This window comes from Pandoraea sp. PE-S2R-1, assembly GCF_002179865.1.
Taxonomy (GTDB): Bacteria; Pseudomonadota; Gammaproteobacteria; order Burkholderiales; family Burkholderiaceae; genus Pandoraea.
Map to the genome: position 1 here is coordinate 1,155,734 of NZ_NGUR01000015.1, position 24,113 is coordinate 1,179,846.

The 24,113-nt window shown below is 64.0% G+C and carries 15 protein-coding genes and 2 pseudogenes; 8 read left to right on the plus strand and 9 right to left on the minus strand.

Annotation, left to right across the window (positions count from 1 at the left end; translation table 11 throughout):
• Positions 1-165: 165 nt before the first annotated feature.
• Both CDV44_RS22635 and CDV44_RS22640 read left to right on the plus strand, forming a co-directional pair.
• On the plus strand, positions 166-807 hold the full coding sequence (locus CDV44_RS22635) for a MarR family winged helix-turn-helix transcriptional regulator (RefSeq protein ID WP_058376626.1): 642 nt from the start codon (positions 166-168) through the stop codon (positions 805-807).
• Between the two features lie 159 nt (positions 808-966).
• On the plus strand, positions 967-1,419 hold the full coding sequence (locus CDV44_RS22640) for an SET domain-containing protein (protein ID WP_058376625.1): 453 nt from the start codon (positions 967-969) through the stop codon (positions 1,417-1,419).
• Positions 1,420-1,548: 129 nt separating this feature from the next.
• On the opposite strand, the gene CDV44_RS22645 is transcribed toward CDV44_RS22640, so the two are convergent.
• Together CDV44_RS22645 and phhA are read right to left on the minus strand one after the other, a co-directional pair.
• On the minus strand, positions 1,549-1,854 hold the full coding sequence (locus tag CDV44_RS22645) for a 4a-hydroxytetrahydrobiopterin dehydratase (RefSeq protein WP_058376624.1): 306 nt from the start codon (positions 1,852-1,854) through the stop codon (positions 1,549-1,551).
• A 212-nt stretch (positions 1,855-2,066) separates the two neighbouring features.
• Positions 2,067-2,912 carry a phenylalanine 4-monooxygenase gene (gene phhA / locus CDV44_RS22650; protein WP_058376623.1) on the minus strand — a complete coding sequence of 282 codons (846 nt, stop codon included), beginning with the start codon at positions 2,910-2,912 and terminating at the stop codon, positions 2,067-2,069.
• Positions 2,913-3,053: 141 nt separating this feature from the next.
• Here phhA and CDV44_RS22655 point away from each other — a divergent pair, with 141 nt between their 5' ends.
• A complete protein-coding gene (locus CDV44_RS22655) occupies positions 3,054-3,566 on the plus strand; it encodes an Lrp/AsnC family transcriptional regulator (RefSeq protein WP_058376622.1) in 513 nt (170 codons plus the stop codon).
• 78 nt (positions 3,567-3,644) lie between these two features.
• On the opposite strand, the gene CDV44_RS22660 is transcribed toward CDV44_RS22655, so the two are convergent.
• A complete protein-coding gene (locus CDV44_RS22660) occupies positions 3,645-4,160 on the minus strand; it encodes an FUSC family protein (RefSeq protein WP_087690672.1) in 516 nt (171 codons plus the stop codon).
• A 196-nt stretch (positions 4,161-4,356) separates the two neighbouring features.
• Between CDV44_RS22660 and CDV44_RS22665 the strand changes: the two genes are divergently transcribed.
• From CDV44_RS22665 to CDV44_RS22680, 4 genes are all read left to right on the plus strand, one after another.
• Positions 4,357-10,401: an alpha-2-macroglobulin gene (locus CDV44_RS22665; protein WP_087690674.1), complete on the plus strand. Its 6,045-nt coding sequence runs from the start codon at positions 4,357-4,359 to the stop codon at positions 10,399-10,401.
• A gap of 105 nt (positions 10,402-10,506) precedes the next feature.
• Positions 10,507-11,295, plus strand: coding sequence for a lysoplasmalogenase (locus tag CDV44_RS22670; RefSeq protein WP_087690846.1), 789 nt, complete (start codon positions 10,507-10,509; stop codon positions 11,293-11,295).
• Positions 11,288-13,612: a penicillin-binding protein 1C gene (pbpC, locus tag CDV44_RS22675; RefSeq protein WP_087690676.1), complete on the plus strand. Its 2,325-nt coding sequence runs from the start codon at positions 11,288-11,290 to the stop codon at positions 13,610-13,612. Before CDV44_RS22670 ends, pbpC begins: the two co-directional genes overlap by 8 nt.
• A 219-nt stretch (positions 13,613-13,831) precedes the next feature.
• Complete coding sequence (locus CDV44_RS22680; protein WP_087690678.1) at positions 13,832-14,803, plus strand: delta(1)-pyrroline-2-carboxylate reductase family protein; 972 nt, start codon at positions 13,832-13,834, stop codon at positions 14,801-14,803.
• A gap of 11 nt (positions 14,804-14,814) precedes the next feature.
• On the opposite strand, the pseudogene CDV44_RS22685 reads toward CDV44_RS22680, so the two are convergent.
• The 6 genes and pseudogenes from CDV44_RS22685 to CDV44_RS22710 form a co-directional block, all read right to left on the minus strand.
• A pseudogene (locus tag CDV44_RS22685) lies at positions 14,815-15,627 on the minus strand (ATP-binding cassette domain-containing protein); the annotation flags it as partial.
• 102 nt (positions 15,628-15,729) lie between these two features.
• Positions 15,730-16,854 carry an iron ABC transporter permease gene (locus CDV44_RS22690; RefSeq protein ID WP_249277657.1) on the minus strand — a complete coding sequence of 375 codons (1,125 nt, stop codon included), beginning with the start codon at positions 16,852-16,854 and terminating at the stop codon, positions 15,730-15,732.
• Between the two features lie 31 nt (positions 16,855-16,885).
• Positions 16,886-17,722: a hemin ABC transporter substrate-binding protein gene (locus CDV44_RS22695; RefSeq protein ID WP_371328802.1), complete on the minus strand. Its 837-nt coding sequence runs from the start codon at positions 17,720-17,722 to the stop codon at positions 16,886-16,888.
• 152 nt (positions 17,723-17,874) lie between these two features.
• Entirely contained in the window at positions 17,875-18,978 is a 1,104-nt protein-coding gene (locus CDV44_RS22700) for a hemin-degrading factor (protein WP_087690683.1), read from the minus strand.
• Positions 18,979-19,119: 141 nt separating this feature from the next.
• Complete coding sequence (locus tag CDV44_RS22705) at positions 19,120-21,423, minus strand: TonB-dependent hemoglobin/transferrin/lactoferrin family receptor (protein ID WP_087690849.1); 2,304 nt, start codon at positions 21,421-21,423, stop codon at positions 19,120-19,122.
• Between the two features lie 527 nt (positions 21,424-21,950).
• Positions 21,951-22,412 carry an Lrp/AsnC family transcriptional regulator gene (locus CDV44_RS22710; protein ID WP_058376615.1) on the minus strand — a complete coding sequence of 154 codons (462 nt, stop codon included), beginning with the start codon at positions 22,410-22,412 and terminating at the stop codon, positions 21,951-21,953.
• A 238-nt stretch (positions 22,413-22,650) separates the two neighbouring features.
• On the opposite strand from CDV44_RS22710, the pseudogene CDV44_RS22715 reads away from it, so the two are divergent.
• Positions 22,651-24,113 (plus strand): annotated as a pseudogene (locus CDV44_RS22715) (pyruvate ferredoxin oxidoreductase); the annotation flags it as partial.

Here is a 24,113-nt window from a genome sequence, read left to right on the forward strand (position 1 = left end):
AGCGACTTGCCGTCGCGTATCGACACGGAAGTGGGTCAGGGTTTCCCCCGGGCGGGGCGCCGAAATTGATGGAAAGGCAAGGCAACTCGTGTGATGCACCGCCTGATAGTAAATTTGACAAGCTGTTTTACCGACGTATAGTTTTTAGAAATCCTAACGAAAATCATGGCTACTCCGACCCCACTAGATGAAGCGCTCTCCAAGCGCGTAACGGCAGGTTTGTTGCGCATGGGAACGGCGTTACGGAGCCACGCCTGGGAGGGCGCGGCATTGGCTGGATTGACGCCGACGCAGGGAGAGATTCTGACGCTCCTGCTCTCGCGTGGCGTGCCGATGCGATTAGGTGAGATTGCGGAGGATGCCGCACTCACATCGGCCACGGTCAGTGAGGCCGTGAGCACACTGGAATCCAAGGGACTGGTCGAGAAACGGCGCGATGCCAACGACGGCCGTGCACTGGCACTTCGACTGACCGCACGCGGCCGTACCGCCGCCAAGCGGGCGTCGCAGTGGCCGAACTTCCTGACGACAGCGGCCGACTCGCTGGGCGACAAGGAATGTGCTCAGCTCTATCGCGCGCTGCTCAAGCTGGTCTTCACGATGCAAGAGCGCGGCGACATGCCGCCGCAGCGCATGTGTCTGACCTGCTCGCACTTCGAAGCGGCGCCGCGCGGCAAGGGCCAGTTCCATTGCAATCATTTCAATGCGACTTACGACGAATCGCGAATTCCTCTCGACTGCAATTCGCACGAGGACGCGGACATCGCCACACAGCGCAAGGTCTGGAAGCTCTACAGCAAGGCTTGAGCGACCGGCCATCCGTCGCAACGCCCAGGCGGCGCGAACGAGGGGGGAACGCCATCCGGCATGGGTGGCGTTTTTTTTCGTCGGGACTTGTCATGCACATGACCGGCGCGGCCCTGTACACTGCGCTCTTTTGTACCCACGAAACCTCGTCGCATATACATGTCAGCTAAGCGCAGAATCGAAGTCAGAAAATCCGGCGTCCACGGCAAGGGCGTATACGCGGTCAGGCGTCTCAAAAAAGGCGAACGCGTGATCGAGTACAAGGGCGAGGTCATTTCGTGGAAAGAAGCGTTGCGTCGTCATCCGCACGATCCGGCGCATCCCACGCATACGTTCTACTTCAGCCTGGAAGACGGGCGTTGCATCGACGGCAAAGTCGACGGCAACAATGCGCGCTGGATCAACCACTCGTGCGCGCCGAATTGTGAAGCGCGCGAAGAGGGCGAGCATGTGCAGATCTACGCCATGCGCGAGATCGACGCCGGCGAAGAGCTTTTCTATGATTACGGATTAGTGATCGACGCGCGTTACACCGCCAAACTCAAGCGCGAGTACGCCTGCCATTGCGGTAGCAAACAGTGCCGTGGCACATTGCTCGCACCGAAGAACTGACAGGGATCGATCGGGATATCAACCCGCGGCATCGGTGCGGACCGGGCCCTCAGTGGCCGCGATACCGTCCGATGCTGGGTGAAAAGTGGAAGAGTAAGACGTCGTGATCCGGCTGATATCCGGCTGAGTTCAGGCCGAGGCGCGATCGCCCGCGAACTGATCGATGGCGAGCGCCAGATCGACGTCGCGCTGGGTAAGACCATCCGCATCGTGCGTCGAGAGCGTGATGTCGACCTTGTTGTAGACGTTGAACCACTCCGGATGGTGATTCATCTTTTCGGCCTTGAGCGCGACCTGCGCCATGAAGCCGAAAGCCTCATTGAAATCGTGAAACGTGAAGCTGCGCTGGATCGCGTCGCGTCCAACCACCTGGTGCCACTCGGGCAGCACTTCCGCCAGGCTGGCGCGCGTCTCGGATGAGAGTCGTGTTGTCATGGCATTCCTTTCAAAGCGTATTCAGTACCGTACGAATCGAATATCGAATCGACGCGCCTTTTGAGCCCGTCGAATGGCTATTGTTTCACAGGCAGATGTGACGTGCGCAAGTTCCGCCCGGAGGGGGCAAAACCCTCAGGCGGCGCGTAACAACATCGGGTAGCAACATCGGAAGCGGCCCGGTCTTGCTTAACATCGACCGGGCCGGCGCGTCATGCCGGCAGAATGATCTGCGTATCTTCCGGCAGGCGAGCGTTGGCGGCGAACGACGGCTCGGCCGCCAGCGCCTTGAACAGCGCGGGCAAGTCGGCGCGCATGGCGTCGAACAGTTGCGCAAAGTCGTCGATGACAAAGTAGGTTTGCTGGAACGTATCGATGCGGTATTCGGTACGCAGTACCCGGTCAAGCGAGAAGCCGATACGGTTCGGTTCGTTCGAGGTCAGCGAAAACTCGGTTTCGCCGCGGCTCGAGACGATGCCGGCACCGTAGATGCGCAGGCCGTCACCGTCGCGCATCAGACCGAATTCGACCGTGTACCAGTACAGACGCGCCAACAGCGGCAGTGCCCCGATTTCCTGCGCAACCTTGCCGGCCTGACCGTAGGCTTGCATGAAGTCGGCGAACACCGGGTTGGCGAGCAGCGGCACGTGGCCGAACACATCGTGAAAGCAGTCGGGTTCTTGCAGGTAGTCGAGCTGGTCGGGGCGGCGCATCCACCACGTGGCGGGAAAGCGACGATTCGCCAGATGGTTGAAGAAGACGTCGTCCGGCACGAGACCGGGCACCGCGACCACTTGCCAGCCGGTGGACGCCATGAGCTTTTCGTTCAGACGGGCGAACTCCGGCACGCGGCGGGCGTCCATGTCGAGAGCGCGAATGCCATCCATGAAGGCATCGCACACGCGGCCCGGCAGCATGGCGGTCTGGCGTTCGTAAAGTTGTTGCCACACCGCGTGATCCACCGCGCCGTATTGCTCGACGGGTTGATCGATGGTGAAGTCGGGCCGGGTCGTGAGACCGGCGTCGAATTGCTCTTGGAGCATGGCGGTAGTGGACATGATGCTTACGTCTCAATCAGGCAGTAACAATGATTGAAAGTGTAGTGCGCATGGCATGCGAAATGGGCGCATAATGCGCCTGTGGTGAAAGCCGTTTGCATAAAGTTCGCAAAAATAAGCGATTTATTGCGGAGAATCGTCATGGTTGATCTGGATAGCTACGATCTGTCCCTGTTGGAGTCCTTGCAGAAGGACGGACGGGCCACGCATCATGAGTTGGCCAAAGATGTGGCGCTCTCCGCGTCGCAGATCGGCCGGCGGCTTCAGCGGCTCGAAGCGGCGGGCATCATCGAGGGGTATCGGGTGGTGTTGCGGCCTGAGGTGTTGGGCCTTGGGGTGACGGCGTTCACGACGCTGCGCCTGCAACATCATGGCGATCACGTCATCGAGCGTTTTCAGGCCGAGATCGATCTGTTGCCTGAAGTGCTTGAATGCCACGCGGTGGTCGGCGAGGCCGATTACCTGTTGCGCATCGTCGTGCCGGACCTCAATGCCTTGTCGGCCTTCGTGATGAAGCGCCTGATGCAGGTGCCGGGCGTCGAGAACGTGCGCTCGAATATCGTGTTGAGCGCCTTCAAGCGCAGTAACTCGCTGCCGCTGCACTATCTCGCACGCAGCACGGGTGTGCGCCGGGTGGTCGGCTCGGACGATTGATCGGGCTGGGCCCAAATGGCCCGCCTTGCATCGTCCGTCTTAGTTGCCCGCCGTAATCGCCTGTCTTAGGCGCCGGCCTTAGTCGCCCGGCATCAGCCAGGGTTTGACGTAACGTCCGTAGATCAGCGACATGATGAGCGCGACGGTCGACCCGACCAGTACCTCGATCACGCGCAACATCGCGAGGCTCAGCTCCTCGTGGAGCCCCTGTCCCTGACCGCTCAGCGCAGCGGACATCAGAATGACGACCGTGGCCGGCCCTAGCCGCCAATTGGCCGGATAGTTCTGCACCAGCATCGCCGCGAGCGTGGCGATGGTGATTCCCACCAGCATGGCCGCCAATCCCGGCCCCATGACCAGCAAGACAATACACGCCACGATGGCCCCGCTGATCGTATTGATCGAGCGCGCCTTGAAGTTGCTGCGCGCCTGTAACGGGTCAGGCTCGGTCACGATGATGAGCGAAATCATCGCCCAATACGGCTCGGGAAAGCCGGCCGCCCGCAGGCCGAACCAGACGATCAGCGACCCGGTGAGAATCTTGACCAGATAGACCAGCGCATTCTTCTTCGGATGGAGAAAGGCGATGGACATGGGGAGCAGTGGTGCGAAGACAGGAAGTTGGCAGTGTGACATAGGCCGCGTCTGGGGCCCACCGGCCGATTGTCCGAATCGCCGTGCTCTGGAATCCGAATTGCCATGAATACCGGCGGTTGTCACTGGGAAATGGTTCGAGATGCCAAAAAGTGCAGGGTAGAATCCGATGACCAGAAACCGGGAGGAGTCCGGCATGCACAGCCGAACGCAGCGAACGCATCGAACGCAACGAGTCTGGCCGGCCGCGCCTTTGGCGCTGGCGGCACTGTGCCTTGGCGTCTTCGTGACGTCGCCCGCACACGCCGCGCGTGTGACGAGTGTGAGTCCGCAAGGCGAAGTCGCCAGCGTCGATCAGGTGGTCGTCAAGTTCGACGAAGCGATCGTCCCGGCGGGAGATCCGCGGGCGCAGGCACCGGCAACCGTGCGCTGCTCCGACGCGAAACTCACTGGTGACGGTCATTGGCTCGAACCGAAAATCTGGGTGTACGACTTCAAGCAGTCGTTACCTCCCGGCGCGAAGTGCACGGTGGAGATGCGCAGCGGTTTGTCCGCCGTCTCCGGCGCGGCGGTGTCCGGTACGACACGCTACGCGTTCAACACCGGCGGCCCTGCCGTGACGGGGATTCGCCCGTCGTATGGCCCCATCGACGAAAATCAGATATTCGTTCTCACGCTCAACGGTGAGGCCGACCCTGCCAGCGTGCGCCAGAACGCCTGGTGCGAGACCGAAGGCATCGGTGAGCGCATCGGCGTGAAGTGGATCGAGGGGGACGCGCGCACGGCGCTGCTCAAGCGGTTCAATCTGGATAAGCAGGCCTCTCGCGTGGTGATGCTGCAATGCAATCGTACGCTGGCCGCTGGCGCCAAGATGCATCTGGTCTGGGGGGCGGGCATTGCGACACCGTCCGGCGTGGCGACGCGCAAGTCGCGTCCGTTCGAATACGAGGTGCGTGAACCCTTCACTGCAAGCTTCAGTTGCGAGCGCGAGAACGCCAACGCGCCGTGCACCCCGTTGCGTCCGCTTCGACTGACGTTCAACTCGCCGGTCGCACGAGATATGGCGGCCAAACTGCGCGTCACAGGCGCGGGGGCCGATCGCAGCCCCAAGATGGATGCCTCGGATCGCTCGGCCAGCGTGACCGACGTGACGTTCGATGCACCGTTTCCCGAGAAAGCGGAACTGACCATTACGCTGCCGAAGGGCTTCGCCGATGACAGCGGACGTCCGCTGGCCAATGCCGGTGAGTTCCCGCTCCATACCAAGACGTCGACGATGCCGCCGTTGGCGAAGTTTGCCGCCGCGCCGTTCGGTATCGTCGAGCGATTTGCCGAACCCGGCATGCCGGCGATGTTGCCCGTGACGTTGCGCAAGGTCGAGCCGGCGTTGCAGATCAACGGTCTTGGCGTCGCGGGTGAAGCGGCCGCCAACGGGCGCACCCTGCAACTGCGCGTGGAGGACGACACGCAGGTGCTGGAGTGGCTCTCGCGAGTGCGCCGTTTCGACGAAACATGGATGACGCGCAAGCAGATTGCCGGCGACATGCCGTCGATTCTCACGGCGCCGGCCGCCAAGGACAGCTTTGGTCCGAACGCTGCCGCGATTACCGAAAACAAGGTGACGCGTTACGACACGCGCAGCCTGTCGCTGCTCTCCGGCCTGCCGGGCGTGCAGGCCCTGACGCTGCCGGTGCCGAAGGAAAAGGATCCGCGTCCGTTCGAAGTCGTGGGTATCCCGTTCCAGAAGCCGGGCTTCTACGTGGTGGAGCTGGCATCGCCTTCGCTGGCGGCGGCGCTGTTGGGCAAAGCGGTGCCGATGTATGTGCGCACCACCGTGCTCGTGACCAACCTTGGCGTGCATTTCAAGATGGGCCGCGATAACGCCGTCGCGTGGGTCACAACGCTCGACAAAGGTCAGCCCGTGCCCAACGCCAGCGTGCGCGTGCTCGATTGCGACGGCAATGAAGTCGGCACCGCCGTGACCGACAAGACGGGCGTCGCAAAGATCGACAAACCGTTTGAGAGCTACAAGTACTGCGAGAGGACCAGTCGATCGGGCTACTTCGTCGTCGCCCGTACGAAGGGCAACGACCCCGACATGGCCTTCGTTTCGTCGGACTGGAACCGCGGCATTGAACCGTGGCGTTTCCACGTGCCGACCGATGGCGGCAGCAGCCCGACCGTACGTGCACAAACGGTGTTCGATCGCATGTTGTTCCGCGTCGGCGAGACCGTCTCGATGAAGCACTTCATCCGTCAGGAAACGATGCAGGGCCTGTCGTTGCCCGGTGGCTTGCCGTCGCAACTGACCATCACGCATGAGGGATCGGGGCAGACCTATACGCAGCCCGTAACCTGGCGCAACGGTCGGCTGGCGGAGAACTCGTTCCAGATTCCGCAAGGTGCCAAGCTTGGCGAGTATTCGGTCACGCTCGACTACACCGACGGCGACAAGCGGCCACCGAATTACCCGGCGTCGCTCGATGCCGGACGTTTCCGTGTTGAAGCCTTCCGCCTGCCGGTGCTGGCGGGCAGCATCGGCGTGCGCGACGCAGCGAAGTCGCCGCTCATCAACAAGACGGAAGCACCACTGAATGTGCAGGTGAACTACGTGGCAGGCGGTCCGGCGGGGAATTTGCCGGTACGCGTGTCCGCGTTGCTGCGTCCGCGTGATCTCACGTTCGACGGATATGACGATTTCAGCTTCACGCCGTATCGTCCGCCGTCGGCACAGACGGGCGCGTCGGATGACGATGATCAGAATGGCGACGATGGGGCAGGGGCGAGCGACCAGAAGCTTGTTGCCGACAAGCAGCGTCTGGTGCTCGATCGCAATGGCGCGGGCAGCCTCACGCTCAAGGATCTGCCGAAGGTAGACCGGCCGAGCGATCTGGTGCTGGAAGCGAGCTTTGCCGATCCGAATGGCGAGATTCAGACGTTGCGCGGTAACGGCACGCTGTGGCCGGCCAATCTGATCACCGGCGTGCGCAGCGAAAGCTGGGTATCGGTGACCAACAAGCTGCCGGTAAAGGCGATTGCGCTGGATCTGCAAGGCAAGCCGAAGGCCGGCGTGGCGATGGACGTGCGTGCCGAGGCGCGCATTACCACCAGCAGTCGCAAGCGGATGGTGGGGGGCTTCTACGCCTATGACAATCGCACCGAAATCAAGGATCTCGGGACGGTGTGCAGCGGCAAGACGGACGATCGCGGGCTGCTGTCGTGCGATGTGTCTCTGACCCAGCCGGGCGAAATCACGCTGGTGGCGCAGGCCAAGGACGACAAGAGCAATCTGAGCACGGCCACGACCAGCGTCTGGGTGACCGGACGCGGTGAAGTGTGGTTCGGCGGTGACAACACCGATCGCATGGATGTGCTGCCTGAGCGCCGCAACTACGAGCCGGGTGAGACGGCCAAGTTGCAGGTGCGTATGCCGTTCCGTACCGCGACCGCACTGGTGTCGATCGAACGCGAAGGCGTAATCGAGACGCGCACGATGGAGATTTCAGGGAAGGAGCCGAATATCTCGCTGAAGGTCGACCCGTCGTGGGGGCCGAACGTCTATGTCTCGGTGCTGGCGGTGCGTGGACGTATTCACGAAGTGCCTTGGTATTCGTTCTTCCAGTGGGGCTGGAAGCAGCCGCTCGAATGGTTCCGCGCGTTCTGGTACGAGGGGCGCGAGTATCAGGCGCCCACAGGGCTGGTCGATCTGGGCAAGCCGGCATATCGCTTCGGGGTGACGGAGCTTCGCGTGGGGACTGCCGGTCAGCGTCTCGGCGTCGAAGTGAAACCGGATGCGGCGACTTACCCGGTTCGCGGTCATGCCAAGGTGCGCATCAAGGTGACGCAGCCGGACGGCAAGCCGATGCCGGCCGGGTCTGAAGTGGCGCTCGCCGCCGTGGACGAGGCGTTGCTGGAACTGGCACCGAACACCAGTTGGAATCTGCTCGACGCGATGTGGCAGCGCCGCAGCTACAGCGTGACGACCGCCACGGCGCAGATGGAGATCATCGGTCGCCGACACTACGGCCGCAAGGCCGTGCCGGCAGGTGGCGGTGGGGGCAAGAGCCCGACGCGTGAACTGTTCGACACACTGCTGTTGTGGCAGCCGCGCGTGGTGCTCGATGACAAGGGCGAGGCGAGCGTCGATGTGCCGCTCAACGACGCGATATCGAGCTTCCGCATCGTGGCGATTGCCGACGACGGCAAACCGGGCGATGCAAGTGCCAAGGCGCTCGGCTGGTTCGGCACGGGTACGGCGACGATCCGCACCACGCAGGATCTGCAACTGATCTCGGGGCTGCCGCCGCTGGTGCGCGAGGGCGATAACTATCGCGCGCAATTCACGGTACGCAACACGACGCAGCACGCCATGCAGGTGCAACTGACCGCCCGTGCAACGCAACTCACGCTGGCACCGCAACGTATCGACGTGCCGGCGGGTGAATCGCGCGAAGTGGCGTGGGAGGTCACCGCGCCGACGGGGCTGGCGGATACCCGCGCGCAACGCGTGATTTGGGAGGTCTCGGCACAGGCGCCTGCGGTGAGTGGCGCGGCGGCGGCGAGCGATGCGATCAAGGTCGGCCAGGATATCCAGCCGGCATTGCCCGCGAGCGTGCAGCAGTCGGTTCTCACGCAAGTGGAAGGCAGCCTCACGTTGCCGATGGCGGCACCGGCCGGTGCCGTGGCCGACAGCACTGGCAAGTTGCGTGGCGGCGTTCGCGTGAGCTTGCAGCCGCGTCTGTCGCAAGGGTTGCCGGGCGTGAAACGCTGGTTCGAGCTGTATCCGTATGCGTGTCTCGAACAACAGGCGTCGAAGGCGCTGGGCTTGCGTGACGTCGCGCAGTGGAAGCGAGTGACCGGGACGCTGCCGTCGTATCTCGACGAAGACGGTCTGGCCAGCTACTTCCCGCCGCAAGAAGGTTTTGCCAATCAAGGCAGCGACACGCTCACTGCCTATCTGCTTGCGGTGAGTAACGAAGCCAAGGCACTCGACCCGGCGTACGCCATTCCCGATGACGCGCTCGCGCGTATGCAAGACGGGCTGGCGGCGTTTGTCGAAGGTCGCCTGACTCGCAAGTTCTGGGCACCGCGCGATGACCTGACGCTGCGCAAACTCACGGCGATCGAAGCGCTATCGCGCTATGGCCGCGCCAACGCTCGGATGCTCAGTTCGCTGACGATTGCGCCGAATGACTGGCCCACGTCGGCTGTCATCGATTGGTACGCGATTCTGCAACGTTTGCCGGATGTGCCGCAGCGCGCGGAGCAGATGGCACAGGCCGAGCAGATCCTGCGGGCGCGTCTGTCGTATCAGGGCACGCGGGTGGGCTTCTCGACGCAGTCCAGCGACGGGCTCTGGTGGCTGATGGTCGGCCCGGAAACCAACGCGGCGCGACTGGCGTTGCTGATGAATGCGAACCCGGCATGGAAGGATGAAATGCCGCGTCTCGTCATCGGTTTGCTCGGGTTGCAATCGCGCGGCGCGTGGTCGACGACTACGGCAAACGTGTGGGGCGGGTTGGCCGTGGATCGCTTCTCGGCGCGTTTCGAACGCGACACGCCGACGGGGCAGACGGCCATCCAGTGGCAGCGCGACAACCAGACGAGCGGTGGCGTGCAGACCGTCGACTGGGACAAGCTGAAAGCGGGCACGGTGCCGCCTGCGGTATCGCTGCCGTGGCTCGCGCAGACCTCCACGGGTGCCGACAATGGCCGCGACGTGTTGCGGATGGACCAGACCGGCGCAGGCAAGCCGTGGGCGACGATCCAGAGTCTTGCGGCGGTACCGCTCAAGGCACCGTTCTCGGCGGGCTATCGGGTCACGCGCAGCGTGCAGGTGCAGGATGCGGCCGATAAATCGGGTGACAGCTATATGCGCGGTGCCGTGCTGCGTGTGCGGCTCGATATCGATGCGCAGGCCGATATGCGCTGGGTGGTCGTGAGCGATCCGCTGCCGGGCGGTGCAACGGTACTGGGTGGCGGGCTGGGTCGTGACTCCGCCATTGCGACGCAGGGCGAGCGCAGCGAAGGTGCCATGCCGGCATTCGAAGAGCGTGCGCAGGATGCTTACCGCGCGTATTACGACTATCTGCCGAAGGGCCAGCATCGCATCGAGTACACGGTGCGTCTGAACAACGTCGGCAAGTTTGCAACGCCGCCGACGCGTGTCGAAGCGATGTACGAACCGGCCATGTATGGCGAGTCGCCCAACGCTGTTGTGCAGGTCATTCCGGCCAAATGATTCGCCGAGTGACCGGCCCGTGGTGCGCCGTCGATCAATCGCCAGATGATGGTGATTGCGGGGGCGTGCCCGGCGAAATCGAATGAATCGGAGCTTGAGGACGCAATGACGTCGAACTTCTTCCAGCCTGCGGCGGCGCTGCCGCGCGAAGCACGACGCTTCTGGTGGCTCGCGGCCGCCGCCGGTGCCGCCTACGCGGTGTCGTTGCGCGGCGCACCGTATCCCGATCAGGCCGTCGCCAAGGTCTTCCTGTGTGTGATGTTGCTGTTCGCGGCGCTCTACCACCGCGAACACCGCGAGCGCGTGTGGTTGTGCGCGGCGTTGGTCTTCTCCGGGGCGGGGGATGTGCTGCTGGCATTGCCTGCGATGGCACAGGGCTTTGTGCTTGGACTCGGCGCGTTCCTGTTGGCGCATCTCGCCTACTTCGTTCTGTTCTGGCGCGTGCGGCGCCGGTGGTCGCAGGTGCCCGCGTGGCATCGGGTCGCGATTGTGCTGGTATGGATCACGGCGGCGCTCGCCTACGTGATGTACTGGCCCGGTATGGGCGAATTGAAGGCCCCCGTGGCGTGCTATGTGATCGTGCTGGCGATGATGGCATCGGCGGCGCTGCTCGCCGACGTCGGGGGAGAGTGGGCCGCCGTCGGAGCGTTGCTCTTTACCGTTTCGGATGCCCTCATCGGCACCACCCGCTTCGTCGGCAGCGTGCCGGCTCAGGAATACGCCATCTGGATTCTCTACGGGCTGGCGCAGTTGCTGCTCACGGCCGGTATCTTGGCCAAACGCCCGGGCACCGACGTACGCGCTTCCGGTGCAAACAGCGGGAGCGGCGGCAGCGGTGAACGTGGTGACGGTGGTGAAGGTGGTGAAAAGAGTGGAGACGCCCGCAGTGCCTGACCTTCGTCGTCTGACGGCGTCCGTCGTCGTCGCGCTTGCGCTATGCACGCTACAGGCAGTGCAGCCCGCGCACGCTGTGCCGTCGTTTGATGAGGTACGGCAGGATTGGCGCGCGTCCGACTGGATATTGCTCGATCGGCACGGGCAGCCATTGCAGCGTTTGCGTGCCGACATGCGTGCGCAACGTGGCGATTGGGTCACATTGGCCGACGTCTCGCCCGCGTTCCGGCAGGCATTGATCGTCTCCGAGGACAAGCGTTTTTACGAGCACAGCGGCGTCGATTGGCGAGGTGTCGCGGCGGCAGCGTGGGGCAATCTCTGGCACTCACGAACGCGCGGCGCATCGACGCTGACGATGCAGTTGGCGGGTTTGCTTGACGACGATTTGCGGCCGAACACGCGCAATCGCTCGATGACGCAGAAAGTCGGTCAGGCAGCGACAGCGGTGTGGCTGGAACAACGCTGGCGCAAGGATCAGATTCTCGAAGCGTATCTGAACCTCGTGCCGTTCCGGGGGGAACTGGTCGGGCTCTCGGCGGTGTCGCAGACGCTCTTCGGCAAGCTTCCGATCGGACTGGACGCCCGCGAGTCTGCGATAGCCGTGGCGCTGTTGCGCGCGCCGAATGCGCCCGCTGCACGAGTGTCGCAACGGGCCTGCGGCATTCTCCGCGACATGGCGCAAGGTGGCCCCGGCGGCGTTGGCGGTGTCGGCGGCGCGGCCAACGACTGCAACGGACTGGAGGGTTACACGCAACTCGTGTTCTCACGTCCTGCGGCCGTCATGGCCACGCGCGACGCGGTCAATCTGGCACCGCATTTCGCGCGCCGAGTGTTCTCTGCGAGCCGGCCACCGGCCGGAACGCGTATGACGAGTACGCTCGACGCGAATCTTCAGCGCATGGCCGCCACCACACTGCAACAGACGCTGCGGGAGCTTGGCGCACCCGGGCGTTCACGCAACGTGCAGGATGGCGCGCTCGTGGTTATCGACAACGCCAGTGGCGACATTCTCGCGTGGGTCGGCTCGTCGGGCGCGCTCTCGGCTGCGGCACAGGTCGATGGAGTGACTTCGCTACGTCAGGCAGGCTCGACGCTCAAGCCCTTCCTGTATGCGCAGGCCATCGCTGAACAGCGAATCACGGCGGCGACGTTGCTCGACGATTCACCGCTCGATTTGCCGACAGGTGGCGGGTTGTATATCCCGCAGAACTACGACCGGCACTTCAAGGGATGGGTCAGCGCTCGCACGGCGCTCGCATCGTCGTTGAACGTGCCTGCGGTGCGCACGTTGGTGATGGTGACGCCGCGCCGTTTTGCGCAGACGTTGGTGTCGCTGGGTTTGCCGCTGACGCAAAGCGGTGACTACTACGGTTTCAGCCTTGCGCTGGGCAGTGCGGACGTCACGCTGCTATCGCTGACGAACGCCTATCGCGCGTTGGCCAACAACGGTGTGGCGAGCGCCACGCGCGATCAGATGCCGGTAGCCGCCCGCGCAGGCACCGGCAAACTCGCTGCCAACGCCAACGCCAACGCCAACGCCAACGCCAACGCCAACGCCAACGCCAACGCCGGTACAAGCGTTTTCTCGCCGCAGGTGAGTTTTATCGTGTCCGACATGCTCTCCGATCGTCAGGCGCGTACGCGCACGTTCGGGCTAGACAGTCCGCTCTCCACCCGCTACTGGACTGCCGTCAAAACCGGCACGAGCAAGGACATGCGCGACAACTGGGCAGTGGGCTATTCGCGTCGCTATACGGTCGGTGTCTGGGTGGGGAATGCGGATGGTGCGCCGATGTGGGACGTCTCCGGCGTCTCGGGGGCCGCGCCGATCTGGCATCGCGTGATGGACTATCTGCACCGCCGCACGGCCAGCCTGCCGCCAACGCCACCGGCGGGCGTGGAGCATGTCGCAGTGCAGTATGCCGAGCACGTCGAACCCGCGCGCGAAGAGTGGTTTCTCGCGGGCACGGGGCAAAGCACGATTGCCTTGTCGTCACTCGCTTCGAAAGCACCGGGCGGCCCGCTCTGGCGCATTTCCGGTCCGGCCGACGGCACCATCGTCGCGCTCGATCCCGATATTCCGCCCGCTAATCAACGCCTCTGGTTTCAGGTGGCTGCGGCATGGCCCAAGGGGGCCGCGTGGCGACTCGATGGCAAGCCGTTGAGTGGCAGTGCGCGCGTGGGCTGGTTGCCCTGGCCGGGACGACATACGCTCGAACTCGTCGATGCCTCAGGCACGGTGCGCGATAGTGTTCGTTTCGAGGTACGCGGAGCGAGCGTGAATGACGGCAAGCGCATGCGCAATGCGAGTCGCTGAGCGCATGTGCGCTGCCGATGAACTGAATCTGCCTGGAATGTGCTTATTCCGCCACAAGGATTGCCCTGATTAATTTTTGATGAAGCAGACGCGTCGACGCGATGCGCGCTACACTAAAAATCAGACTTGGCAATGTTGGCAATACGTGACGCGATGTGTCGGTAGCGAGTCGAAACGCCATCGGACTGTGCGGACACGCCCTGTAGCGGAGACACATCGATGATCACGCTGGATGCGCGTCAAACTGCGCAGTTGCTACCCTATCCGCAATTGGCCGATGGTATCGAGGCCATGCTCATGGAGATGCGCTCGGGCACGGCGCGTGCGCCGGAGCGTCTGCATTTTCCCCTGACCGAACCTGAACGCGGCCGCCGTGGCGGTGTGCTGCTTGTCATGCCCGCCACCAATCGCGATGTTGCGATGACCAAGCACATCACGGTGCATCCCGAGAACTGTCGTGCGGGCAAGCCGTCGATCATCGGCGAAGTGATGGTGTTCGATCCCCACACCGGCGAGCGCCTGATGTTGCTCGACGGACCCACGGTGACCGGGCGCCGTACAGCGGCCGTCACGCTGTTTGCCGCTCGCAAGTTTGCCCCGCGACCGCAGGGGCCGGTGCTGATTGTCGGCGCGGGTGTGCAGGCGCGTGCGCATCTCGAAGCCTTTGCGGCCGGCATGGGCACCCGTCACTTCATGATTTTCTCGCGCAGCCCGGAGCGTGCGCATGCGTTGGCCGATCATGCCGCCACCCTTGGCGTGGAGGCGACGGTAGTCGATGCCATCGAGCCGGTGCTGAGTACGGTGAGCATCGTCATCACGGCCACCACGAGCAGCGAACCGGTGTTGCCTGACAGCGATGCGATGCGGTGGCGTGACGACATTTTTGTCGCCGGCGTCGGCGCGTTCCGGCCCGACATGCGAGAACTGCCGCCGCAGTTGTGCCGTGACGCCGCGGTGCGCGGAACGCTGGTTGTCGATACGTGGGAAGTCAAACACGAAGCGGGCGATTTGCTGCATGCCGCGATCGACTGGGGCCGTGCAGCACCGTTGATGGACGCCATCATCACCCCCGACCGTTTCCGCGCCAGCGGCCCGGTGCTGTTCAAGAGCGTGGGTTACGCGCTGTGGGATCTGGCGGCGGTGCTGTGCGCACGCGCCAATCTCAAAAAGGATGGTGTGCCGGACGCTTGAGTGGCGATTGACTACGCTGGCAGCGCAATCGGCACGCCCGCCGCCCTCGCAGAGACACGAGAAAGGTGTGAAAGGTCGGGGGTAATCACATGCACGGGCAGACCGAGCGTCTGCTCGATCAGATCGGCACGCATGATCTCGCGCGGTGTGCCTGTCGCAAGAATACGGCCGTCGGCCAGCAGCGCCATCCGGTCGGCATGGCGCGCCGCGAGGTTGACGTCGTGCACGATCGCCATCGCACCTAATCCCCATGACTTGGCCAACTCACGTGTGAGCGAGAGCAGATGATGCTGATGCGCGAGGTCGAGCGCCGCCGTCGGCTCGTCAAGCAGCAGATAGCGCGGTACTGAAGCCGCCGTCTCCTTCGACGTACCTGAAGCACCCGAAGCATCCGATGGCCACAACTGCGCCAACACCCGCGCGAACTGTACCCGCGCCCATTCGCCACCGGACAGCGTCGTCACGTCGCGATGCAGCAGCGCTCCCGCGCCCACGCGTTCCAGCGCCGCCGTCGCAATCTCCGTGTCGCTGGCACCACGTGCGTTGCCGCGTCGCGGTGTGGCAAACGGCAAACGTCCCATCGTCACAATTTCCAGCGCACTGAACGGAAACGACAACTGCGCCGTTTGCGGCAACACGGCACGCAACCGAGCCAGCGCGGCCGTGGTGTATTGCGCGAGATGCGCGCCATTGAGCGTGATAGCGCCAGACACGCGCGCACGCGGCGACATCGGCTCTCCGGCGAGCGCTTTGAGCAACGTACTCTTGCCTGCGCCATTGCGCCCAAGCAACACCAGCAATTCGCCGGGACGGATGTCGAGCGACAGGCCGTCGAGCACGGGCGAATCGGTATGGGCAATGGTCAGATCGTGGGCGCTAAGCATGTTGAATTCCTGTCGGGTGTCGTTGCACGTTTCGGTCCCGTCCTATAGCCCGAACTGGCCACGGCGTCGCCACAGCAGCATGAGGAAGAAGGGCGCGCCCAGCAGCGCCGTCAGAATGCCGAGCGGCAATTCGGCCGGCGACACCCACGTGCGCGCCACCAGATCGGCGAGCAGCGTCAGAATCGCGCCGAACAGCGCCGCCGCAGGCAGTACCGCGCGCGGATCGGGGCCGACCACCAAGCGCACGATATGCGGCGCGATCAGACCGATGAAGCCGATCATCCCGCTCGATGCCACCAGCGCGCCGACGCACAACGCACACGCCACCATTACGCGACGCTTCACCGACTGCACGGCGACGCCCAAGTGCAAGGCTTCGGCTTCGCCGAGCAGCAGCGCATTGAGCGAACGGCACTGGCTGGCCAGCACGACGATGCCCAGCGCCACTGGCCAGACGATCACGGCCAGCATCGACCATTGCGCGCCGCCCAGACTGCCGAGCGTCCAGAACGTGAGGGTGCGCAGTTGCGTGTCGTTGGCGAGATACGTCAGCAACCCGATCGCGGCACCGGAGATCGCGTTGATCGCAATACCGGCGAGCAACAGCAACGGCAACGCGAGACGGCCCCGTCCCGCGGCAAGCCGGTAGACGAGGGCGGTCACGCCAAGCGCACCGACGAACGCCGCCAGCGGCAGCATCCAGAGACCGAGGGACGCGGCGAGCGCGGCCGGCAACAACACGCCACCCATCACGATGACCCCGGCAGCACCCAGCGCCGCACCGCTTGCCACGCCGATCAGTCCGGGATCGGCAAGCGGGTTGCGAAAGAGTGCCTGCAACGCCGCACCCGCTGCGCCGAACCCGGCACCCACGAGGATGCCGAGCACGATGCGCGGCAGACGAATCTGCAACATCACACTGCGTGCCTGATCCTGTACAAAGTCGCCGCTGGCCCCTCGAAACAGCGCCATGATGGCCTCGCCCGGGGCGATCCGATACGCGCCACCACATAACGCAGCGAGCACCGTCAGCGCTAGCAGCGTGACGAGTACCGTCATCACCAGCCATCGCGGCGGTCGCCGGCGAGCGATGCCGGTCGCAGGTTGCGCGAGCCTGTTGAGCGTATTGGGCGTATTGGTTGTGTTGATCGGGGGAGCGGCTGACATATCTTCGTTCAATAGCGGACCAATAGCAGCTTTACGCCGCGTGCACGCGTTGCGCCAGTTCGGCCACCGCTTGCGGCAGGCGCGGGCCGAAACCGAGCAGATAGAGCGCGTCGAAGCTCACGACACGTTTGGCACGTCCGGCAGGCGTATTCGCCAGCCCGGGTTGTGCCAGCAGCGTGGCGGCGGGATCGACACTCGACGGACCGGTCGTAGTCGTCAGCAGCACATCGGGCTGTGCCGCGACGGCGGCTTCTGCCGTCAGCGGGCGATACCCCGTGAAACCGCTCAACGCATTCTCGGCACCGGCGAAGGCGAGCATCGCGTCGGCGGCGGTGTCCTGCCCCGCGACCATCACCTGATTGCCGGTGTGACCCAAGATGAACAACACGCGCGGGCGACGTTGCTTGCCATAGCGTTGGGTGATCTCGTCGCGTGCCTTCTGCCAGTCCGTCATGAAGCGATTGGCCACGCGCGCACCGTCGTCATTCACGCGCAACGCGGCGGCGACGTCGCGGATGTTGTCGCGTACCAGTTCGGCGGTGTAGCCGTGCGTGAAGCGTTTCACCGGCACGCCGGCCGCCGCGATTTGCGTCAGCACATTTGGCGGACCTGCTTCCGCACCGGCGAGCAGCAGATCGGGATGCAACGACAGCACGCCCTCGGCGGAGAGCGTGCGCAGATAGCCGATCTTGGGCAGCTTGGTCGCGGCCTCGGGGTACAGGCTGGTGAGGTCGTTGGCGACCACACGTTCCTGCGCGCCGAGTGCGTAGACGATCTCCGTCAGGGCGCCGCCTGCGACGATGACCCGCTTCGGGCCAGTGGCGTTGGCGGGCACGGCGGCCGTTGCCGCCCGTGCCGACGAGACCATGCCGAAGGGCGAGAGCCATGCGCCCGCTGCAAGCGCAGCGCCGCCCGCGAGCAGCGCTCGCCGGGCAGGCTTGCACGGCACACGTGCCGCGGTAACCGATGACGTGCCCGATGACGTGTCCATGACGGCCTCACGTGCGTCGAATGTCGTTTTCACGCGGCGGCTCCGGCGGCGGCCACGCGACCCAGCGTCTCGCGCCAGTCTTCGCGTTCGGCCTGACCCGGCTTGCGCTCGCCGAAGAACATGGCGATCACCATGCCCGACGCGTCGAGCAGTTCCAGCGACGACACGATGCCGTCGGACGTCGGCTTGCGCACGATCCAAGCGGTGTCGACGAGGTCTTCACGCAGATGCAGGTTGAAGCCCGGGTCGAGCACATTGACCCACGGGCCCATCACGCGGATGTTCTGCACCGGGCCGGTGTGAATCTGGATCATGCCGGCATTGCCGACGAAGACCATGATCGGCAGGTCGGTGCCGGCGGCATCTTCGAGCAGCGTGCGCACCGATGCGGCGGGAATGCTTTGTGCGTGATCGGCGGGTGCCAGACGCAGGGCTTGTGCGCGCGACACGCCGTGACGCCGGAGCATCTCGAAGAACTGGTGCGTATCGGTCATGGCGAGCCAATCGCGCTGGAACGCGGCGACATCGATGTCAGCGTCGGGCGTTTCGGCCTTCGGGGCGTCGGCGGCAACCACTTGCTCGCCCGGCGTCTGGTCGTCAGCGCGGTATTTGGCGACGAGCGCTTCGAATGCCCCCACGTCGCTGTGATCGCGAAGGAACATCTTGTGCACGGCCGTGCCGGTCTTGTCGAAGAATTGCAGCGAGCGGCGCGGACCGTTATCAGCCGGCGTTTCCACGGCATAGCCGTAGGCCCACTGGTGATAGAAGATGCGCAGATCGAGTTCCTTGCCGAGGCCGAGACCGATGGTGCCGTTGTGCGAGAGCTTCTCGTACGGACCGTCCTTCTCGTGCACGGCAGCGTTGTTGCGCGTAAGCGCCATCACGCGGCCCAGCGAGGGCAGGGCTTCGACAATCTCGATGAAGTCCGGGCGCAGACGCACGACGTGTTCGCCGACAAACGCGGCGACGGTCTCGCCTTCCGACACGCCGAGCGCCGCCGCAGCGTCACGATCGCGCAGGTTCTGCTCGGACTTCAGGCGTTGGAATTCGCTGCGCAGACGGGTGACGTCGGCGAGGGCGGGAAAGACCGGCTTGGCAGCAGCGGTGGCGGAGGCGTTCTGAGCGTTCATCATGGCAAATTCCTTTGTTGCGGTAGCTTGCTGGCAGGTGGCTGGCACGTGCCCGCACGGCGGCGGGCACATCGTCTGACTGGGTCTGACTTATCTAACTAATCGGATCTCGCGAAACATCTCGTCAACTGACGATTCGATCGGTCAGTACTGCAATTTCAGGCTCACAGCCACGCTGCGGCCCGGTGCCGAATACGCGTCCTTCACGTTCGACGTTTCGGCGATGTTGCGCACGTCCGACCAGTTCCAGTACTTGCGGTCGAACACGTTGTAGACGCCCGCATAAACCGTGGCGTGCTTGTTGATGTGATACCCGCCCGACAGGTCGAGCACGATCGACGACCCCGGGGCCCAGCAGGTCTGGTTTTGCTGCGTGCCCGACGTGCAGGTCTTGGCGATCTGGCTTTGCGACTTGGCCGCTTGGAACAGCAGGTCGGCTTGCGCGAACCACGTGCTGTTCGGCTCATAGCGCACACCGAGCACCATCGAGAACGGGTTGATGGTGTTGAGCGGCTGGCTGCTCGAACCATCGTCTTCCGTGGTGCCGTGCGTGTAGGCCATCGCCGTGCGCAGCGTCACACCGCCCTTGAGCGCCCACGTGGCACGGCCTTCCCAGCCCTGAATGCGGGCGCGGCTGAAGTTCACGTACTGATAGATGAGCGGATCGTTCGGGCGGCCCGAGCCGCTGATGTTCTGCTGCGAGATGAAGTTGCGATAGTTGCCCGCAAAGACGGCGGTGCTATACGTGACCGGCCCCAACGTGGTGGCCAGACGTCCGCGCAGACCCAGTTCGACCGTATCGCTCGTTTCCGGCTTCAGGTTCGGGTTGGCGATCGACATGTAGCCGTACAGCGGGTTCGAGAAGCCGTTGTTGACCTGATCCGGCGTCGGCGTGCGGAAGCCACGTGCGTACTGCACATAAGGAATCAGCGACGGGGCGATTTCATACATGATCGCCAGACGCGGCGAGAACGCCGAATCGTTCGACGAGGTCGGCGCGACCGGCTTGCCGTTAGCCGACTGCGAGACATACAGCGGGTCGTTCTGTTTCGGCGAGAGCCAGTACGCGTCGTAGCGGATACCCGGCGTGACGGTCAGTGCGCCGTAACGGATTTCGTCCTGCAAGAACGCGCCGAAGAGGGTGTAGTCGGTATCCGGGAACGCCTTGTTCGGGAACGATTCACCAGCACCCGGCACGGTGCCGTTGCGATAGCTCGTGATGAACGCGCTGCTGGCGTCCGTGCCGTACACCAGCTTGTGCGCGAGCGGGCCGGTGGCGAAGTTGCTCTCGGCTTGCAGCGAACCGCCGATGGTGCGTTCCTTGTACGTGTTGTCGCGCGTGCGTGCGCCTGCCGTGCGATTTTCGTACGCGTACTGGTTGTTCTTCGCATCCTGGAAGTACAGCAACGCGTGCGCGTTCTGCACATACGCCTGCGACGCGTCGTTGAAGTCGTAATCGAGGCTGACGCGATTGCGTTCCAGACGGTCGCTGGTGGCCAGACCCAGCGTCGTGGGCGGGTTCACCGCCGACAACACCTGCGTGTCCACGCGGCGGCGCACGTTCTCGGCCGTGAGCTTGAAGGTGGAGCTCGGCGTGGCCTTGAACACGAGCTTGCCCAGCACCGAGTCGCCATTGCTGTCCTGCGGATTGGCGGTCGTGCGTGCCGTGCTGGCGCTGTTGTTGGTGCCCTTGCTGTCGAGCTCGTGCCCCTTGTTGCCGTCGATGATTACCGTGCCCTGCCACTGCTCGCCGCCCCAGGCGGCTTGAGCGGTGGTGCCGAAGCTGCGGTCCATCGAGTTGTAGTACGGGCGCAGCGAGAAGTAAGTCGACTTGCCGAAGGTGTCGAGCAGGTCCTGCGGGTCTTTGGTCAGGAAGTTGACCACGCCGGTCAGGCCGTCGCTGCCGTAGAGGGACGAGGCCGGGCCGCGCAGAATTTCAATGCGGCGCAGGATGTCCATGCTCATGTAGTCGCCGCGCCCCGCTTCGAGCGGGCCGAACGAGTAGCCGGACGGCATGCGGATGCCATCTTCGAAGAGGGCGACGCGATTGCCTTCGAGACCTCGGATGTTGATGCTGGAATTGCCGTCACGCCCACCGCCCAATGCCGCGGAACCGGGGCGATACGGCGCGCGGCGCACGGTGACGCCGGGCTCGTAGCGCAGCGCTTCCTTGATGTCTTGCGCCTGCTGCTCTTCGAGATCCTGATCGGTGATGACCGAGATCGATGCCGGCGTGCGGTCCGATTCGGTGCGCGTGCGCGTGGCCGTGACGTTCACCTCTCTGAGGTTGGCCTCGGCGAGCTGCAACGGTGCTTTGGGTGTTGCCTGTGCGAGCTGGACGGCCGGGATGGACTGGGCCGCCGTAGCTGCCGTCACTGTGGCAGCCGCCGCACCGGTCGTTTCGACCTGAGCCTGCGCCGGTGCCTGTTGCGCGTACGCAGCAGTCATCCCGGCGGTGAGCCCGGCAGGCAGCCAGACAGCGGCAAACACCGCACGCACCAGCGGACGCAGACGCCGGTGGTTCTCACGAGCGCGTTCGCTACGCGAGTCTTCGACACGGTTGCCGGCGATGCGGCTGGTACGAATCGAAGGGTTGGCGCCGTTTCCCCGGCGCGTGGTCATGACAAATTGGCGGTCCCCGCCGCTCGACGACTGCTTCACTGCTGGCTCCCAGTGCAAAAAACCCCGTTGCTGGCTGGCAAGCGCTCGTGGCAATCGTCGTGTTCCCCCGATGTCGAAAACGACCGGGCGAAACACGCTGGCAGGCGCGGCTGGCGAAATCTCGTGCCACCCGGCCGCATGTTTTTCGGCCTCGGGACAACGAACTTAAATAAGAATCATTCGCATTTTTAACGATAAATGAAACCGGCGTCAAGGGGGAATTTCCTCGACGGTGTCAATGGACGGGAAGGGTTGGCAAGGCGGCGGGAAGGCGCGGCGGGGCACGGGTGCCCCGCCTTGTGATTCGCTTGCCGTCAGACCGGCAGGCTCGTATCGAACTTGATTTCGCGCAGCACCACGCTGGTTTTGACGTGGGCGACGGCGGGCAGGCGGAAGATGTGTTCGTGCAGGAAGGCGTCGTACGCCTTGATGTCGGGCGCCACGATTTTCAGGATGTAGTCGGCTTCGCCGGTGGTGCTGTAGCACTCCGTCACCTCAGGGCAGGTGCGGATCTCGCGCTCGAACTGTTCCGTGCCGCCTTCCGTGTGGCGCGTGAGCTGCACATGCGCCAGCGCACACACGTGCAGGCCGAGCTTCTCGCGATCGAGCAGCACCGTGTAGCGCTGGATCACGCCGTTCTGCTCCATCTCCTTGATGCGCCGCCAGCACGGGGTCGCCGACAGCCCGACGTTTTCCGAGAGTTCCTGCGCTGAACGGCGCGAATCGATCTGCAAGAGGCGCAGGATCTGCCGCGCAAAGTTGTCGAGTAATTCCATTTTCCAAAATGGCCTATTTCGAAATGAACGTTTCTTATTCTGCGCCAAACCGAGTGAAATAGTAAAAATCTTTCTCCTGCCTCCCCATACACTGCTTCCATACGGACGCTCGCCTGTCCTGCTGGGCCGGGCGCGACAACGAACATAACGACACGCCCCCGAAGCACGGCCGCCGCATCGATCACATCCCTGATCACAAGATGCCGGAACGGGCCGCACGGGGATCAGGAGATACACGATGAATGCCCCCATGCGCGCCGCGCTCGCGACGCCCACGGCCAACCCGCTGGCCCATCCCGACTATCAGCTCTCCGACGCGCTCACCGCACGCCGTGGTCAGATTTTCCTGACCGGCACGCAAGCGCTCGTGCGCATTTTGCTGATGCAACACCAGTTGGACGCCGCGCGCGGTCTGAACACGGCGGGCTTCATCAGCGGCTATCGCGGCTCGCCGCTTGGCGGCGTGGATCAGCAACTGTGGAAGGCCAAGAAGCTGCTCGACGCGGCGAAGGTCAAGTTTCTGCCGGCGATCAACGAAGAGCTCGGTGGCACGGCCGTCATGGGCACGCAACGCGTGGAAGACGACCCTGAGCGCACCGTCGAAGGCGTGTTCGGCATGTGGTACGGCAAAGGCCCGGGCGTCGATCGCGCGGGCGATGCGCTCAAGCACGGCAACGCCTACGGCGCATCGCGCCATGGTGGCGTGCTGGTGGTGGCGGGTGACGATCATGGTTGCGTGTCGTCGTCGATGCCGCACCAGAGCGACTTCACGATGATGTCGTGGAGCATGCCCGTACTGAACCCCGCCGACATTGGCGAACTCGTCGAATTCGGTCTTTATGGCTATGCACTGTCGCGCTTCTCTGGTGCGTGGGCGGGCCTCAAGGCGATTTCGGAAACCGTGGAATCGCGCGGCACCGTCGACCTCGACAAGATCCGCACCGACTGGGCCGAACCGCTCGATTACGTGACGCCCGAAGGCGGCCTGCACAACCGCTGGCCCGACCTGCCGAGCCTCGCGCTCGAGACGCGTCTGGCCGCGAAGCTCGACGCCGTGCGCGCATTCGCCCGCGTGAACAGCATCGACAAGTGGATTGCGCCGACGCCGGACGCCGATATCGGTATCGTCACCTGCGGCAAGGCGCACCTCGACCTGATGGAGACGCTGCGCCGTCTGGACATCACCATCGAAGACCTCGCCGCCGCCGGTGTGCGCATCTACAAGGTGGGTCAGTCGTTCCCGCTGGAAATGTCGCGCCTCGACAGCTTTGTGGCCGGCCTCACGGAAATTCTCGTCATCGAAGAGAAGGGCCCGGTGGTCGAGCAGCAGATCAAGCAATACCTGTACAACCGCACGACCGGCTCGCGCCCGATCGTGCTCGGCAAGACCGATACCGATGGCCGCGCGTTGCTGTCTGCACTCGGTGAACTGCGTCCGTCGCGCGTATTGCCGGTGTTTGCCGAATGGATCGCGAAGCATCGCCCGGCGCTCGATCGTCGCGAGCGCGTGGTCGATCTCGTGGCGCACGACATCCTCTCGAACGAAGCCGACGGCGTGCGCCGCGTGCCGTATTTCTGTTCGGGCTGCCCGCACAACACGTCGACCAAAGTGCCTGACGGCTCCATTGCGCAGGCCGGTATCGGCTGCCACTTCATGGCGTCGTGGATGGACCGCGACACCACGGGCCTGATTCAGATGGG